The 14,675-nt window shown below is 63.1% G+C and carries 13 protein-coding genes; 4 read left to right on the forward strand and 9 right to left on the reverse strand.

What is annotated here, in order from left to right:
- Positions 1–379: 379 nt before the first annotated feature.
- The 3 genes from F561_RS0118545 to F561_RS0118555 all read right to left on the reverse strand — a co-directional run bounded on the left by F561_RS0118545 (position 380) and on the right by F561_RS0118555 (position 2,457).
- A complete protein-coding gene (locus F561_RS0118545) occupies positions 380–568 on the reverse strand; it encodes a hypothetical protein (protein ID WP_019011466.1) in 189 nt (62 codons plus the stop codon).
- A gap of 433 nt (positions 569–1,001) precedes the next feature.
- The gene (locus tag F561_RS0118550) at positions 1,002–2,084 is read right to left on the reverse strand and encodes an aminopeptidase (protein WP_169389541.1); all 1,083 of its coding nucleotides are present in this window, start codon (positions 2,082–2,084) and stop codon (positions 1,002–1,004) included.
- 64 nt (positions 2,085–2,148) lie between these two features.
- Positions 2,149–2,457, reverse strand: coding sequence for a hypothetical protein (locus tag F561_RS0118555; RefSeq protein WP_019011468.1), 309 nt, complete (start codon positions 2,455–2,457; stop codon positions 2,149–2,151).
- A 178-nt stretch (positions 2,458–2,635) separates the two neighbouring features.
- On the opposite strand from F561_RS0118555, the gene F561_RS0118560 reads away from it, so the two are divergent.
- The gene (locus F561_RS0118560) at positions 2,636–3,424 is read left to right on the forward strand and encodes an exodeoxyribonuclease III (protein ID WP_019011469.1); all 789 of its coding nucleotides are present in this window, start codon (positions 2,636–2,638) and stop codon (positions 3,422–3,424) included.
- 393 nt (positions 3,425–3,817) lie between these two features.
- On the forward strand, positions 3,818–8,209 hold the full coding sequence (gene rnr, locus F561_RS25970) for a ribonuclease R (RefSeq protein ID WP_019011470.1): 4,392 nt from the start codon (positions 3,818–3,820) through the stop codon (positions 8,207–8,209).
- Between the two features lie 230 nt (positions 8,210–8,439).
- Here rnr and F561_RS0118570 read toward each other — a convergent pair whose 3' ends face one another.
- The 3 genes from F561_RS0118570 to F561_RS0118580 all read right to left on the reverse strand — a co-directional run bounded on the left by F561_RS0118570 (position 8,440) and on the right by F561_RS0118580 (position 11,311).
- Positions 8,440–9,036, reverse strand: a complete 597-nt coding sequence (locus F561_RS0118570) for a hypothetical protein (protein WP_157451998.1) — start codon at positions 9,034–9,036, stop codon at positions 8,440–8,442.
- A gap of 212 nt (positions 9,037–9,248) precedes the next feature.
- Positions 9,249–10,316, reverse strand: a complete 1,068-nt coding sequence (locus tag F561_RS0118575; RefSeq protein WP_040381227.1) for an App1 family protein phosphatidate phosphatase — start codon at positions 10,314–10,316, stop codon at positions 9,249–9,251.
- Positions 10,317–10,513: 197 nt separating this feature from the next.
- Positions 10,514–11,311, reverse strand: coding sequence for an SDR family NAD(P)-dependent oxidoreductase (locus F561_RS0118580; RefSeq protein WP_019011473.1), 798 nt, complete (start codon positions 11,309–11,311; stop codon positions 10,514–10,516).
- Positions 11,312–11,411: 100 nt separating this feature from the next.
- Between F561_RS0118580 and F561_RS0118585 the strand changes: the two genes are divergently transcribed.
- Together F561_RS0118585 and F561_RS29550 are read left to right on the forward strand one after the other, a co-directional pair.
- Positions 11,412–12,713 (forward strand): S8 family serine peptidase, encoded by a 1,302-nt coding sequence (locus F561_RS0118585; RefSeq protein WP_019011474.1) that lies wholly within the window; start codon positions 11,412–11,414, stop codon positions 12,711–12,713.
- A 378-nt stretch (positions 12,714–13,091) separates the two neighbouring features.
- The gene (locus tag F561_RS29550; protein ID WP_168733539.1) at positions 13,092–13,262 is read left to right on the forward strand and encodes a hypothetical protein; all 171 of its coding nucleotides are present in this window, start codon (positions 13,092–13,094) and stop codon (positions 13,260–13,262) included.
- A gap of 176 nt (positions 13,263–13,438) precedes the next feature.
- Here the strand turns inward: F561_RS29550 and F561_RS29050 are convergent, their stop codons facing one another.
- Genes F561_RS29050 through F561_RS0118600 form a run of 3 tightly spaced genes read right to left on the reverse strand, consistent with a single transcriptional unit; the run spans position 13,439 to position 14,655 of the window.
- Positions 13,439–13,789, reverse strand: a complete 351-nt coding sequence (locus tag F561_RS29050; RefSeq protein ID WP_019011476.1) for a hypothetical protein — start codon at positions 13,787–13,789, stop codon at positions 13,439–13,441.
- Between the two features lie 36 nt (positions 13,790–13,825).
- Positions 13,826–14,272: a hypothetical protein gene (locus tag F561_RS29055; protein WP_019011477.1), complete on the reverse strand. Its 447-nt coding sequence runs from the start codon at positions 14,270–14,272 to the stop codon at positions 13,826–13,828.
- Entirely contained in the window at positions 14,269–14,655 is a 387-nt protein-coding gene (locus tag F561_RS0118600; RefSeq protein WP_019011478.1) for a YbaN family protein, read from the reverse strand. Before F561_RS0118600 ends, F561_RS29055 begins: the two co-directional genes overlap by 4 nt.
- Positions 14,656–14,675 lie beyond the last annotated feature (20 nt).

A 14,675-nucleotide genomic window follows, 5' to 3' on the forward strand; every position in this document is an offset into this window, starting at 1 on the left:
AGTTGCTGTGTGTGATCGGTCTCGCCTATTTGATGCTCCTGAGTGAAGGGACTGCGGTCGTCGCTGTTGGAGCGCGCCGGACGGTGGATACGCACTGGCAGCGGGGACTAAGCTACCTTCACATCGGCTGGCGAGCTGTTCGTCGATCGCTCACGGAAAGAACGCCGCTCTTGGAGAGGCTGCGCCTCTCCTCAAACGTTGATCCCGAACCCTCACGCCGACGAAGTTCCCCACTCCGCTGGCACCTCATCCAAGGCTTCACATGACTTTTGTCGGTCCCCCAAGCAAGTCCGTATAAGACCAGCAAAAGAAGACAAGAACTGGCCCCACTTGCAGGCCAGTTCTTGTCTTTTGGGGGTTATCGCTGAGGCTTCCGCCTTTACATCTTGCGGTCTTCGGCAATCTTGCCGAGGATAAAGAAGGTGGGTGCCCAGTGACCCACGAACAGGCCATCGCGCTCTTTAGTGGCTTCATCCTTGCCGTCTTCAGACTTGCCCTTGAGGTAGTTGGCCGCAGAAACAGCAATGGACGCGAAGCCGAGGACATACAAAAGGTTAGAAATTTTCATGGGATACCTGCTTTTGGAGTGAATAGGCTTGAAACGGTAGGTGAGACAGAAAACGAGACAATGCTGACGCTAGAGCCTGAATCCGACCCGCCCTCAAACGAACACGGCCCAACTCTGGCCCGACTGGGGGAGGCCAAACGTGAGGCGGCACAGCATGTAAAGGCTGCGTGCAGATTGGGTCAGAAATTCTTAAACGCGACAGGAACGGAGTGATACGGATTCCGATCAAACACTGTGCTTTTCGGTGTTCAATTCGAGTGAAACGAGTAGGAAAGAGTACGGGCTACGCGTTGTGGAGGAGTGGCTTGCTCATGCGAGTATCCCGGAAACGGACGCGGTTGACCACGCCACTCCTCTCTGTTCACGACAATGGAGCCGCAAGCGGTGGGATCAAGGTTGTGGTGGAATGAAGCGGAGTCCGTATGGTCGGCTGTCATGTTCCTTCGCCCCGCAAACACTTCTGCCGCTCAGCTTGTGGTTGAGCAGCGCAGGCTTTGGCCCCCGCTATGAAGGCGGGAATATCGCCCCCCACACGGGCCAGCAGCCGCTGAAAATCGGGCACGAGGGAAGCGTAGGCCGCCACCGCCCCCAGCGAGGCATTGTTGACGCCGCGTGCAAACCAACCGTCGTAGCCGCTGTAGCCGCCCCACGAGGTCTTGAGGGTGGCGTACTGGGCCTGCAAACTGTCCAGCACCCGCTGTTTGCCTGCCCGCAATTCCGCTGGTGGTAAGGGCTGGGCGTACAGGCGCTCCAATTCGGTGCGGGTTCGCAGCAACAGGGCTTCAAAGCCCGCTGCCCGCTCCTGTGCCAGCCGGTCTTGCTCGCGCAGTTCGGGCGTGCCGTGGGCGGCCAGCCAGCGCCGCATGCCCTCTTCTTCCAGGGCCGTGGCGTAGGACTCGTTGAAGATGGTGTCGCCCGCCACGTACAGGCTGGGATGAGACAACTCGTGAATGATGGTGCGGATCAGGCTGGCATCGGAGGCGCTGAGCATGCTGGACAGCACCGGATCGCGCAGATACCCCAGCGTACTGTAGGCACTCACGCCGCCCACCGTCACGTCCTCGCCCGCCGCCCGGCGTGATCCTGCATATGCCTGTGCATCGGCCTCACGGAAGTAGCCCCGGTAGCCCACGCAACCCGCCACCGGAAAGCAGGACGTGTACAGGTTGATGCTCAGTTCGGGCGCCCGGAACACGTTCCAGACCACCGCAGGCCGCCCCAGCTCCACATAAGACTGAAAGGAGCCGTGATCGGGCAGGCCCAGCCCTCCTGCACTCTGTTCGCGCACGGCAAAGGCCCGTACCCGGCCCACCAGTTCCAGCTTGCGCCGCGTTTCGGCAGGGGTCTGAGGATCGGCCAACACCGCCGCCACCGGACGCGCCCGCCGCAACAACTCCAGTTGTCCACCCGCCGCCTGAGCCAGGTAACGTACATCGGAACAACCTGCGAGCAAAACGGCCAGCCCAGCAAAAGCCGTCAGCAACAGCCAGCGGGGTCGAACAGAGAAACGGGCCATGACCACCAGTGTAGGCGGCATGACCCGTAGGAAAGGGTAGGTTATCCAGTTTTACTGATTGAACTTACTTGTCGAATTTGCCGTAGCCAGCCGCGCTGCGGCGCTGGGCACCACGGGCGTAATCCATCTGCATCTCCACGGTTTCGTGCTTGCCATCGGTGAAGGTGCTGGAATGAATCCAGTAGTTCAGCTTGTCTTCGCCCAACTGCACCCAGAATTTATGCTCGTCTTCAGGGTCGCGCCAGAACACCACATGCTCAAAACCGTTCTTCTGTGCCCAGGCATCCACATCCGCCAGAACGCGGACTGCCTTGGGGTGAGGCATCTGAAAATCGCTGCCGTCGGACTCGTTGCGGAATTTGATGTCGGCCATATGACCCCTAGCCTAAGCGATAGCCAATGGACTGAGGACATAGATTGACTAAGCGTCTGCTAAGGATCTGCTCAAGCTGCTGTTACCAAAAGATCGTTAGGGCTGACTGGGCCGGTATTTCCCCTCTGGCATTCTCCTCTAAGGCGCCGTGCAGACAGGGGCGCTATGCTGCTTGCAGATGACGCTGGACACCCCCGACCTCCCCCCCATCACCCAGCCGTCCGGCACGTTGAAGGTTGCTACCCTGAACGTGAACGGGCTGCGGAGCGCACTCAGAAAAGGGCTGGCCGATTGGGTCGAGAAGACGGCCCCCGATGTGTTGTTGATTCAGGAAGTACGGGCCGATCCGATGCCGGACGCGCTGCCGGGATACGAGAGCGCCTGGTTTCCGGCACAAAAGCCCGGTTACAGCGGCGTCGCCATCCTCTCGCGCCGTCCGCTGACCGATGTGCGTGTAGGACTGCTGCACGACGCGCTGGATGCCGAAGGGCGGGTACTGAGCGCAGTGGTGGAAGGCGTGCGTTTTGTAAGCGTGTACTTGCCCAGCGGCAGCCGGGGCCTGCGCCAGACCTTCAAGGATGAGGCTTTGGTGGTGTTTCAGAACTGGACAGACGCGCTGTTGGCCGAGGGTACACCGCTGATCATTGGCGGGGATTACAACGTGGCGCACCAGGAAATGGACCTGAAAAACTGGCGCAGCAACCAGAAAAACAGCGGTTTCTTACCCCACGAGCGGGCATGGATGACGGCGCATCTGGCAGGCGGCCTGACCGATACCCACCGCGCCAGCCTGGGCGATCTGCCCGCCTATACGTGGTGGAGCAACCGCTCCGGCGCATTCGACAACGATGTGGGCTGGCGCATCGATTATCTGCTGGCTGCCGGAATAGACGTGCAGGGCGTGCAGGCTGACCGCTTCGCCCGCCTCAGCGATCACGCGCCGATTGTGGGCACGGTGCAGTTGTAAGCCGCAGGCTTGGCCGGATGGGGCGCGGGAGCAGTCCAGCGACCCCCAGTTTTCCCACTTCCCATACGCCCTCAAGTGCTTGATCGGCATTCATAAATTGCCTCTTAACTCTGACCTGAAGTCAGGATCAGCGGCGCGGGCGAGGCCATGTGTTAAACTGAGGACGCTTCCGGGTGGTATGAGGAAAGCGCCCCCGCAATTCCCCCAGGCTCAACAGTGGCCTGATGGCAGCGCGGATGCAGGGCGGCCCCCCGTGACAAGCGATCATCTATCCCCGTGGGCGGCCAGTGCTGACCGGGGCGTACGTGGCAGACAGGGCCAGTAGGCCGGGGCCGCGTGCCCCACACAAAATCAGAACCCACGGGCACAGCAGCTCTAGACCCCAGGTGCGGAATGCCTAAAGTGAACAAGGGGGGTGCGGCGCAGAACGCGACCAGCGTCAGCGCCGACTCCGAACAGACAATGACACCCGACACGGCGCAGGCCACGAAGGGACAGCAAGGCAAGCGCCCGCGCAAGGCGACCACGCCCGCGCAGGCTGCGCCCCAATCGGCGGCAGATGCCGTCAACTCCGATCAGAACAGCAAGCCGAGCAAGAAGAACACCGGAACCAAGCGTGTACCCGCTGCGCCAGAGCAAGAAATTGCAGCAGAAGTGGCGACGCCCGAGGCAGAACCTCTGTTGACGGTTGCCGCAGCGGTTGAACCTCTGCGCGTTGAGCTTCCAAGCGCCGAGCCTGCACAAGCCGCGCCAGCACGCGCCAAACGGGGCCGGAAGGTGCCCGCTGAAGCCGTGACGGAAGTTCAGGCCGAACCAGCGCCGCAGGCTGAGCCTGAACAGGCAGAGATTCAGGCCGAAGCCCCTACAACCGCGCCGCAGCCCAAAGCCCCTGCATCCAGGCGGGGCCGCAAGGCCGCAGTGAATCCAGCACCTACAGAAGCAGCGCCCGCCGAGGCTGAAGCAGTAAGCATTGGAGAAGAAGCCACCGCTACCTCTCCCCTGTCAGAAGCTGCTCTGCCAGAAGTTGCGCCCATCACTGCGTCCACTGAACCCGAACCGGTTGAATCCGAATTGGCTCCAGCCGAAGCCGCTACCTCTGGACTTGCCCCCGAGCTTGTCAGCCCTGCGCCCGCTGCCAAAGCCAAGCGTGGAGGCCGTAAGGCCAGCGCACCCGCCGCAGAAGCGGCACAGGCCCAGACCGCCGAGGCGCAAGCCATCCAGACCGAGCCTGCTCCGGAAGAAGTTCCGGCTGAGATTCCAGCCGAAATTCCGACGGAACCTGTGCCCGTAGAACCCGTTGCTGTCCAACCTGCCGCCAGTAAGTCGGTCCCAGCCAAGCGCCCGCGCAAGGCCAAAGCCGACGCGCCTGCTCTGGTCTTGACGAGCAGCACGGCAGACAGCAACACGGTAGAAACGGCGGTGCTGGAACTGGCCGAAGCGGTCAGCCCCACCCCGACCGACAACGCCACGCCTGCCCCTGTAGAGGCCGAGCCGGTGCTGTTGGAAGTCCCGATTAAGGGAACGGGCAAGCCCCGCAGAGGCCGCAAAGCCGCAGCGGTGGTGGCCGATGCACCCGCCGAGCCACTGCCTCTGACCGAGGTGTTGAGCGGTGTAGAAGCCGTGCCCGTCGAGGTGCCCGCCGAAGCAGCGCAGGAGCCTGAGGTGGCCGAACCCGCCGCCCAGCTTGCCCCTCAGAAGGCCACTCGCCCGAAAGGTAAGGGCCGGGGCAAGCAGACGGGAGCCGCGCCGTCAGAACCTGCGGTAGCCGAACAACCCGCGCAAGTGGAGTCGGAAGAAACTGAGGCTGAATCTAGGTCAGCGGAGACGCAGGCCGACGCGACCGACAGCGCGGAAACGGATAGCGGCGAGGAAAACCAGAATCCTGCCCGTGACATCGTGATCGCGCAGCTTCGGAAGTTGGGGCGGCCCGTGCATGTGCGCGATCTGGAACGCACCTTCACACGCCAGACCATCTCGCGGATTGGTGACTGGCGCAGTCTGGAAGCCCTGCTGGACACCCTCACGGAATCCGGCGAAGTGGTGCGAACCCGCCGCCATACCTACGGCCTGCCCGAAGCCATGAGCCTCGTGCGGGGACGCTTTCAGGCGTCAGCAGCGGGCTTCGGCTTCGTGGTGCCCGACAGTGGCGGCGAAGATTACTACGTGGCCGAGGGCAACACGATGGAAGCCTGGAACGGCGACATCGTGCTGGTGCGGATGGAAGGGCGCGGCGGCAGCAGCAACGGCTACGGCAATGGCAACAGCGGCCCCCGCCGGGGCCAGCGCGGAGACGGCAGCCCGCGTGCCAGCGTGGTCAGAATCGTGCAGCGGGCCTACAAGCAGCTCGTGGGCACGCTAGAATTCCACCACGGCCACCCGATCCTGAAGCCCGACGACCACCGCGCCCGCCACCGGATTCTGGTGCTTCCAGAAGGTCTGGAAGGGCTGGAGCAGGGCGCACGCGTGGTCACGGAGCTGTACTGGCCCGAGCACACCGGAGAGGATGAAGTCTTCGGGCAGATCAAGCGCGTGCTGGGCAACGAGGACGACCCCGAAACCGAAACTGAAGCGGTCATCGTGAAGTTCGGCCTGCGCGGAGAATTTGCGCCGGAAGCCGAAGCTCAGGCCAACGCCATCCCCGCCGAAATTCCCGCAGAGGCGCTGGCTGGCCGCCTCGACCTGCGGAGTTACAACATCTTTACGGTGGATGGCCGCGACGCCAAGGACTTCGACGACGCGATCCATATTCAGCCGACCCCCGAGGGGACGTTTGTGGTGGGCGTGCATATCGCCGACGTAAGCCACTACGTGCCCGAAGGCACGCCGCTGGACGAGGAAGCCTACGCCCGCGCCACCAGCGTGTATCTGCCGGGGCGGGTGCTGCCCATGCTGCCCGAGCACCTCAGCAACGGCGTGTGCAGCCTCGTGCCCTATCAGGACCGCCTCACCATGACGGCGCTGGTGGAACTCTCGGCAGAGGGCGACATTCTGAAGGTGCAGCTTGCGCCCAGCGTGATCAATTCCAAGGCCCGCCTGACCTACGACGAGGTTCAGGCGTATAGCGAGGCCACCGCCACGCTGCCCGAAGCCGCCCGCCAATTGGAAGGCGACCTGCACCTGCTGCTGAAGATCACGACCAAGCTGCGCCAACGCCGCCTGCGCGAAGGCTCGCTGGACTTCAAGATGCGGGAAGTGAAGGTGGACGTGGGGCCGGATGGCCGCATGGAACTGACGCCGATCCGCGAAGAAACCGCACGCGGCATGATCGAAGACCTGATGCTGCTGGCAAACAAGGTCGTCGCGCATTACCTGCTGGAGCGCGAGATTCCGACCCTGTTCCGCATTCACGAGGAACCCACCCTGCAACGCTTTCAGGATGTGACGGCGGCCATCGGGCGACTGGGCTTCTCGTTCCCCGGCGGCGAACCCACCCCACAGGCGTATCAGGCGGTACTCAAGCAGGTGCGCGGCACACCCCGCGAAAGCGTGGTCAATACGCTGCTCCTGCGCTCCATGCAGCAGGCCAAATACGCCGGGGAGAACCTCGGGCACTTTGGACTGGCATTCGCGGAATACCTGCACTTCACCTCGCCCATTCGCCGCTACCCCGACCTGATGGTCCACCGGGCGCTGCGCGGCGTGCTGAACGGCGAACTGAAGGCCGGAAGCCGCGCCGTGGGGCAGTTGCAGGCCAAGCTGCCCGACATGGGCAACCACACCAGCGCCCGCGAACGCACCGCTTCGGAGGCCGAACGCGACCTGACCAAGTACTATCAGGCGAAGTGGGCGCAGGAACATCTGGGCCAGACCTTTGCCGGAAACGTGTCGGGCGTGGTTGCCAGCGGCCTGTTTATCGCGCTGGAGAACGGCGTGGAAGGCAAACTGCACATCAGCAACTTGGATGACGACTATTACGTATTCATCGAAGATGCTGGGATGCTACGCGGACGCAGCCGGGGCCGGAGCTACCGCCTCGGAGACGCCGTCAACGTGACCATCAGCAGCGTCAATCCGCTGGCCCGTCAGACCGACTTTACGCTGCAGAGCAGCACCCCCGACACTCAGGAGAACGACATGGATTCCGAACACAAACCCCGCGCCCGCCGCCGCGATGACCGCGAGCAGGAACGCCGCGAGAAGTTGCAGAGCGTGCCCACCAGTGCGCCGCGCAAATTCACGCTGGATGATCCGGCCCCCGTTCCCGCCGCCTCCTCTGCGCCTGCGCGTCCCAGTGGGCGTGGCCGCTATGAGCGGGGCGAGAGAAGCGAAGGCTCGACCTTTGGCGGGCAGCCGATGAACGGTCCCCGCACAGGTGGCCGCCCCGCCGCGACTTCCGGCAGTCAGGGCGGGCGGCCCCGGCGCGTGATCACGCTGGAGCGCCCCCGCAACGAACACCTGCGCCCTGTGAACATCACCGTGCAGCGCATGTACTTTGGCGACTGGACGCTGGATCACATGCCGCCCGAAGAAAGTCAGGGTGGGCGCAGCAGCGGAGGCCGCAGCTTCGAGCGCAATGACCGTGCCGGAAGCGAGCGCGGTGGACGCGGCTACACCCGTGGCGGCAATGACCGGGGAGCCGTCCAGCGCGTCAATGGCCGCCAGCAGAGCACCCCTCGCCCTCAGCAGGCCGCCGCATCTCAGGCCGCTGCTCCTGCTCAGGCCACGGCGGTGCAGCAATCCGCTGGGCAGACCGCACAGGCTCAGGCGGCCCAGGCCGACGAAGCCAAACGCCGTCGCCGTCGCCGGGGTCGCCGGGGTGGAAACGGTGGGCCAGCATCGGGGTGAAAACCCGGTAGTGGTGAGTGGGTAGGAGTGAGTGGGAAAAGATAAAAACAACCGCCGGGGATGCTTGGCGGTTGTTTTTTTGGGACTGGAATGAGTGAAGCAGCGATCTGTCTAGCGTCAGGGGCTGTAGCGGAGTGCCGTCTACAATAATTAAATTGTCAGAAAAGGTAAGCCCACTTTTGAGATTGCCGCGCTTCAATCTGTCACCCAGCACGAAATTGCTCTCAGGCTCAGTAGCCGCGAAAACTCCAAGGCCCAGTGGCTCTGTTCTTGAAAATTCCTCTGAGCTTATTCTGCGGAATAGATAATAGAGGATCGTTTTCCTTGGGTTTGTTGCTCAGAAGAGGTATTTGAGAGTAGCTGATCTTGGAGAAGAGAAACTCCTCCAAATCCTCCTGAGTCGTCCAGTTGATCTCCCATCCAGGCCAAAATTCCAGCATCACCGCCGTCAAGTTCTCTCTGAGGTACGGCTCGTGGTTGAAATAGGCAATGAACAAACCGTCAACATAGTTATCTAAAGAAAGATCCCAATGATAAACACTGAGAACAATCGATTTTTTATCAAAATTGATGACGTATCCACCGTAATTGCTGTAAAACGTCCCTCCATCAGCAAAGATCTCCAGAGACTTATTGTTGATGGGGCGGGGAAACTGCCAATTTTGCCAGGAGGGAGGGCCGACCTCGGTGAGTCGGCAGAGATATTCCAGATGCACGTCTTCACCATGTGAAAGTCGCGATGGTATCCAAGTTCCTCCATGTCGTTCCGACTCATAAAAACGTTGACCATCAAAAACGTACATGAAATGTGCGTTACTGGGCATCATTTTCTCCGAACTTACTGCACCTGCACAAACAAGTCTAGCCGCTCGCTGAGCGCCGGAATGAGCGAAGCAGCGATCTGTTTAGCGTCAGGGGCTGTAGCGGAGTGTTGTAGACCACTATAAAAGCTCCTTATAAGGTCACTGTAAAATGACGCCGACCTTGACCGCTCTTGCTCAGGTGCTTTTCCCACTGACCACTCCCCCCACCCCGTCCCTCAGCTTTCGTAACTCCGCGCCACACTCGTCAGTACGCTGCGGTACTCATTGGGCGTGATCAGGCCCATCGCCATCGCGTGTCCGGCGGCGTTCAGGCTGTCGGAGGCTAGCACCAGATCCACACCGTCTTTGCGAACTTCGGCCCGCAGTTGGCTCACGCCTTCATCCCGGCCCGCATCGGTCACGTCACGGATGTACACGGCCAAAATCCGTCCGGGGTATTTGCGAACCACTTCGGCATAGATTTCGGGGTCTTTTTCGCCGCTGTCTCCGACCAGAATAAAATTCAGATCGGGAAAACGGGTCAGAATGCGCTCGATCACGCCGTGTTTGTAGCCGCCGTGCCCGCCCAGCAGATCGACTCCCCAGTTCCGCAGAAACATCGGCCCCAGCGGAATGCGGCGGTAATCCAGAAACTGCCACAGCAGATCGAAGAAATTCCACGGACTGCTGGACACATAAAAGATGGGATTGCGTGTTTCGCCGTCGCGGGTGAGTGCGCGGTACAGCGCCCCCACACCCGGAAACGGCAGGCGGGTGCGGGCATTTCCAGTCAGGCTGGTCATCAACATGCGCGGCAGGCTGGTCACGTCCGACTGAATCACGGTGTCGTCAAGGTCGCTGATGATGCCGAAACGGGCGTCAGCCACGACCTGCACGCGGGCGCGGGTGGTCCCCTCACGGCCTTCAATGCTGAGGCTGGCCTCGTGCCAACCATCCGGCAGCGGTGTGGGCGGCGCAAAAACCAGGCTGAAATAACCGTCGTGGTCACTGAGGGCACTGACTGAAAGACCGTTCAGCACGCCAGTGACGCGCACGCCGCCCACCTCCCGCGAGAACAGGCGGCGCAGGATATTGCGGAAATTGCGCCAGCGGGCGTCCCCTTTTTTGGCAGGTGCAAGGGTACGCGGCAGCAACACCCGGCCTGTCAGTTCTGCCTGTTGCGGCGTACCCCAGCCCACATACGGCTGCAAAATCATTTTTCCGCGTGCCCGCCGGGGCTGCACGTATCCGCTGATGGCGTGATCCAGGGCCACCACCGTTCTTTCCAGCACCGGAAGCAGCATCTTGAAGGCCGTTTTGAAGAGGCTGAGCCTCGGCAAGGTGGGCGGGGCAGAGGCGTTCGGGGGCGAACTGGGAGCCGGATTCACCTGCCCAGTGTAGAGGTCGGGCGGGTCAGGTGGTCAGCAGCAGCATTGAGATTTTGTGAACATGATTGCCAGAAGAGGGCCAGCAGAGGCTGTCGGCAGGGGCGGTCTTCGGGTCAACCTCTGGCGGACGGGTGGGCATAGCGCCGCCGAATAATGCGCCGCACCACGAAATCGCCAAAGCCGGGCAGCAACGTATTCAGAATCACAAAAGCGAAGTAGAACTTGGGCACGGTCACTTCGGCACGGGGGCGCTCCAGCACGTCGGCCACGGCGCGGGCCACCACTTCCGGCCCCGGCATCGGCAGGCGGGCCGAAGCGGTCATCTCGCTTTTCACGAAACCGGGCGCGACCAGACTGACCGTGACGCCCGTGCCCTGCAATTCCCTTCGCAGCGCCAGAGAAAACCCGCGCAGGCCGTACTTGCTGGCCGAGTAGATGCCGTTGGTCGCCACCCGCCCCGCCACCGAGCCGATATTCACGATCTGGCCCGCACCGCGCCGCTGCATGTCGGGCAGGGCCAGCCGCGTCAGTTCTATGGGCGATTCCAGATTCACCCGCAGCACGCGCAGGGGGTCGGCATCATCCCACCACCAGCCCTGCTCCACGGTCACGCCTGCGTTGTTGATCAGCACGTCTATCCGGCCAAAATGTGCGGTGGCGGCGGCCAGCAGCGCCCGGCGCGAGGCGTCGTCGGTAACATCGGTGGGCACGGCGATCACGCGAACACCTGTGGGATCAAGTTGGCGGGCCAGCAGGCCCAGTTCATCGGCGCGGCGGGCGGCCAGCACCAGCCGGTGCCCCCGCGCCGCCAGTTCCAGGGCCGTGGCCCGCCCAATCCCGCTGGAAGCGCCCGTCAGAACAATGACCTTGCTGAGATGGGCCGGGGGCATCTGCGCTGCTTTCGCTGTCATGCCGCCATGTTATCCGCGCAGCGGGCTGGGCCTCCAGAACGTAGGCAATGCACAAATGCCGTCTCAGACGAGCATCAGGCCTACGGGGCAGACTGGCAGGATGAAGAATCGCCTGAGAAACCGCCGTGGGGGCCACTTTCGCTCCCTGCTCCTCGGTGGCCTGCTGACAGGTGTGGGCGGACTGTCTTTCGCCGCCCAGTCTGTCACGTCCATTCCTGCACTGCCGCCGCGCAGCACGCCGCCCACCACTCCGGGCCAGCCCAGCACCCTGCCGGAACTCTCGCCCACTCCTGCCCCACTGCCGGAGCTGTCGCCCACCACACCGACCACGCCGCCGCGCACGACCAGTCCAACCTCACCAAATTCCACTACCACGCCCAATTCAGCCAGCCCAACCGCCCGGCCTGGCCTGCCCCGGCCCACCGACCCGCTGTATTCACGGCAATGGAATCTGCGGGCCATCGGCGTGGAAGGCGCGTGGGCACAGCTTCCCGCCGTGGTGTCGCCCGTCACGGTGGCGGTATTGGATACAGGCTTTATTGCTTCGCCGGAACTGCTGGGACGCGTGGTCAACGGCTATGACTTCGTATCGGACGCAGCGCGGGCGGGCGACGGCAACGGGCGCGACGCCGACGCAGCGGGAGCCGGGGCGCTAGCCTACCATGCCGAAGTGGTGGGCAACATCATCGGCGCGGCGCACGATGGGCGCGGCATGGCCGGAATCGCGCCGCGTGTGCGGGTGGTGCAGGTGCGTGTAGCGGGCACCGACGGCATGATTGACCCCCAGGATCTGGCCGATGGCCTGCGCTGGGCGGCGGGCCTGACGGTGGCAGGTGTACCGACCAACCCGAATCCGGCCCGAATTCTGAACCTGAGCCTGTACGCCGACTTCATTCCACTGACCCGCTGTGACCTGCGCGTGCAGGCCGCCGTGGACGCCGTGACCGCACGCGGCGCACTGGTGATCGCTGGAGCCGCCAACGACGGCAAGGATGCCAGCGGCTACTCTCCGGCGGGATGCCGCAACGTATTGACCGTGACCAGCGTGAATGAGGCTGGTGTGCGGCCCAGCTATGCCAACTGGGGGCGGGCGGTGGCTCTGGCCGCTCCGGGCGGTGACGTGGGGCGGGGCATCTTGACCAGCAGTCTCAGTGGCCCAGCAGGCATACGCGAACCCAACGGCACCAGTTTTGCCGCCCCACACGCGGCGGGAGTGGCAGCCCTGCTGCTGGGCGTGCGCCCCAGGCTCTCGCCCGCGCAACTGCGGAGCCTGCTGACCCGCACCGTCACGCCTTTTCCCACTGGCCGCTGCGACCCGGACCCGGCCCGAACCTGCGGCACTGGCACGCTGAACGCCGAAACTGCACTCAAGGCGGCTCTGGCTTCCTCGCTGGGGAAATAATGCGGCGTTGGGAGAGGCGTGCTGAGCGAATGATTCCCGGCTCAGAGCATCACCGAGCACCCATCATCAGCGGAGTTCGTGGATCAGAGCTTTCGGCTGACAGCACTGGTGAAACATAACGCTGATCTGACCTGCCATTCCCCCCTTCTCACCCGGTTTTTGTGCGCCTCATGCGGTCCTGGCGCACCATTGACCCAGACGCCGCACACCCACTTGCTCCGGGGGCGTCTTCAGAATTTGCCCATGTGCCCGGAACGCGCATGGACGACCAAGACGAGGCCGGGAGATGAACGTCCCGGCTTCATTCTGTTGGGTTCTGTTTGACCGGGACGTGTCGCCCACAGTCACCCCCTATGCTGAGAGCATGAGGTTTCTTTCTTGAACGCTCCAGCATGGCGGGTCTGGCTGGTGGTGGCGCTGGTGTGCGGCTGGGGCATCCTGAGCATCCGCTTTGTGCAGCGCCAGGAATGGCCGATGGCAGGCCTGTGCGTGCTGCTGCTGATCACCAACGCCGTGACCCTGTGGCGGCTGACCAAGCACGGAAAGTAGGGTTATACGGATTCTGATTAAACACCGTGCTTTTTGGTGTTTAATTCGAGTGAAACGAGTAGGAAAAGATACGGACTCGGCGTTATGGAGGAGTGGCGTCCTCATGGGCGTCCGTTCACGACGATGCAGCCGCAAGCAGTGCTTCAAGGTTGTGGCGGAATGAAGCGGAGTCCGTATTACGGGCCAGGCGTGCGCCGCTCCAGTCGGTGTCCGGGGGTGCGGTAGGCGCGAATGAGGGCACGGGTGGGCAAGACCACACGCGGCGCTGTCCAGGACTGAGCTGGCTTGTGCAGCGCCCAGCCTCCGCCCAGTGTGACGGCGGCGTGTTCCAGTTGCCCGCCCACGCCGCGCCAGACCAGCAGCGTGCCGGGGTGGTTGTCGTTACCCCCAGACCGGGTATGAGCCGTCAAGAATTCTTCAAACGGTTCGCGCTGCATCCATTCCAGCTCTGCACCCAGCACGCCAGCGGCGGCCATGACCGTGCCAAAACAGTTGGGGCCACTGGCTTCTGCAAAAGTTCCGGCCAAAATGCGGGCACGTGGCAGCAGCTTTTCGGCGGCCTGCTAGACGGTGGGAGGCACCTGCTCACGCTGGCAAGGTTGGGATTCACCAGCCACGGCGCGGGCCACCACAGCGAGCGTCAGCATGGAAGGCCACCACACAAACCGCCCCCGATGAGGCCACAGGTCGGGAAAAGCTTTCGCATGGGGCAGATTGCCGCGCCCATGCTGCACCTGTAGGTGCACCAGACGACGGCGCACAGTCGCGCTTAAGCTGTTCCAGTCTTCTTCGGAAAGCAGGGCCACCCGGTCAGCGGCGTCAGACAGGCTCCAGAGGGCGAAGGTGTCCCGCAGTTCGGGGGTGCGCTGCCAGTCGGCCAGAGCAACGGTGGAGAGGCCCAGCGCCGAAGCCTCTGCTGCTGTCAGAAAGAAGGGCTGCATGGGCGGAGCCAACCAATCGGCCCAGCCTGCCAGCAGGTCCGGCGAAACCGGGATGTTCAAGACCCTCATTTGGCCCCCCTGGTGGGCACGCGCCACACGATGTACACCACGCCCGCCAGCCCCAGCAGCACCCACGTCACCTGCCCCACCAGCACCGGAATACGCGGCAGGCTCAGGCCCACGGCCAGCACGATGCACGCACACGCCACCCATTTGGCCCGCAGCGGCATGCCGCGCCCAGATCGGTAATCGTCCACCAGTTGCCCGATCACCGGGCGAGACAGCAGCCAAGCCTCCCAGCGCGGATCGCCACGGGCGAAGGCGGCGGCAGCCAGCACAAACCAGACGGTACCCGGAAATCCCGGCAGAATCAGGCCCACAAAACCTATTCCGGTCAGGATGAAACCCAGCGCGACCCACAGCGGGCGAATCGGGCGGGGCGGCGTGGACACACGGCAGACTAGCGCAGTGG

Source organism: Deinococcus aquatilis DSM 23025 (genome assembly GCF_000378445.1).
Classification (GTDB): domain Bacteria; phylum Deinococcota; class Deinococci; order Deinococcales; family Deinococcaceae; genus Deinococcus; species Deinococcus aquatilis.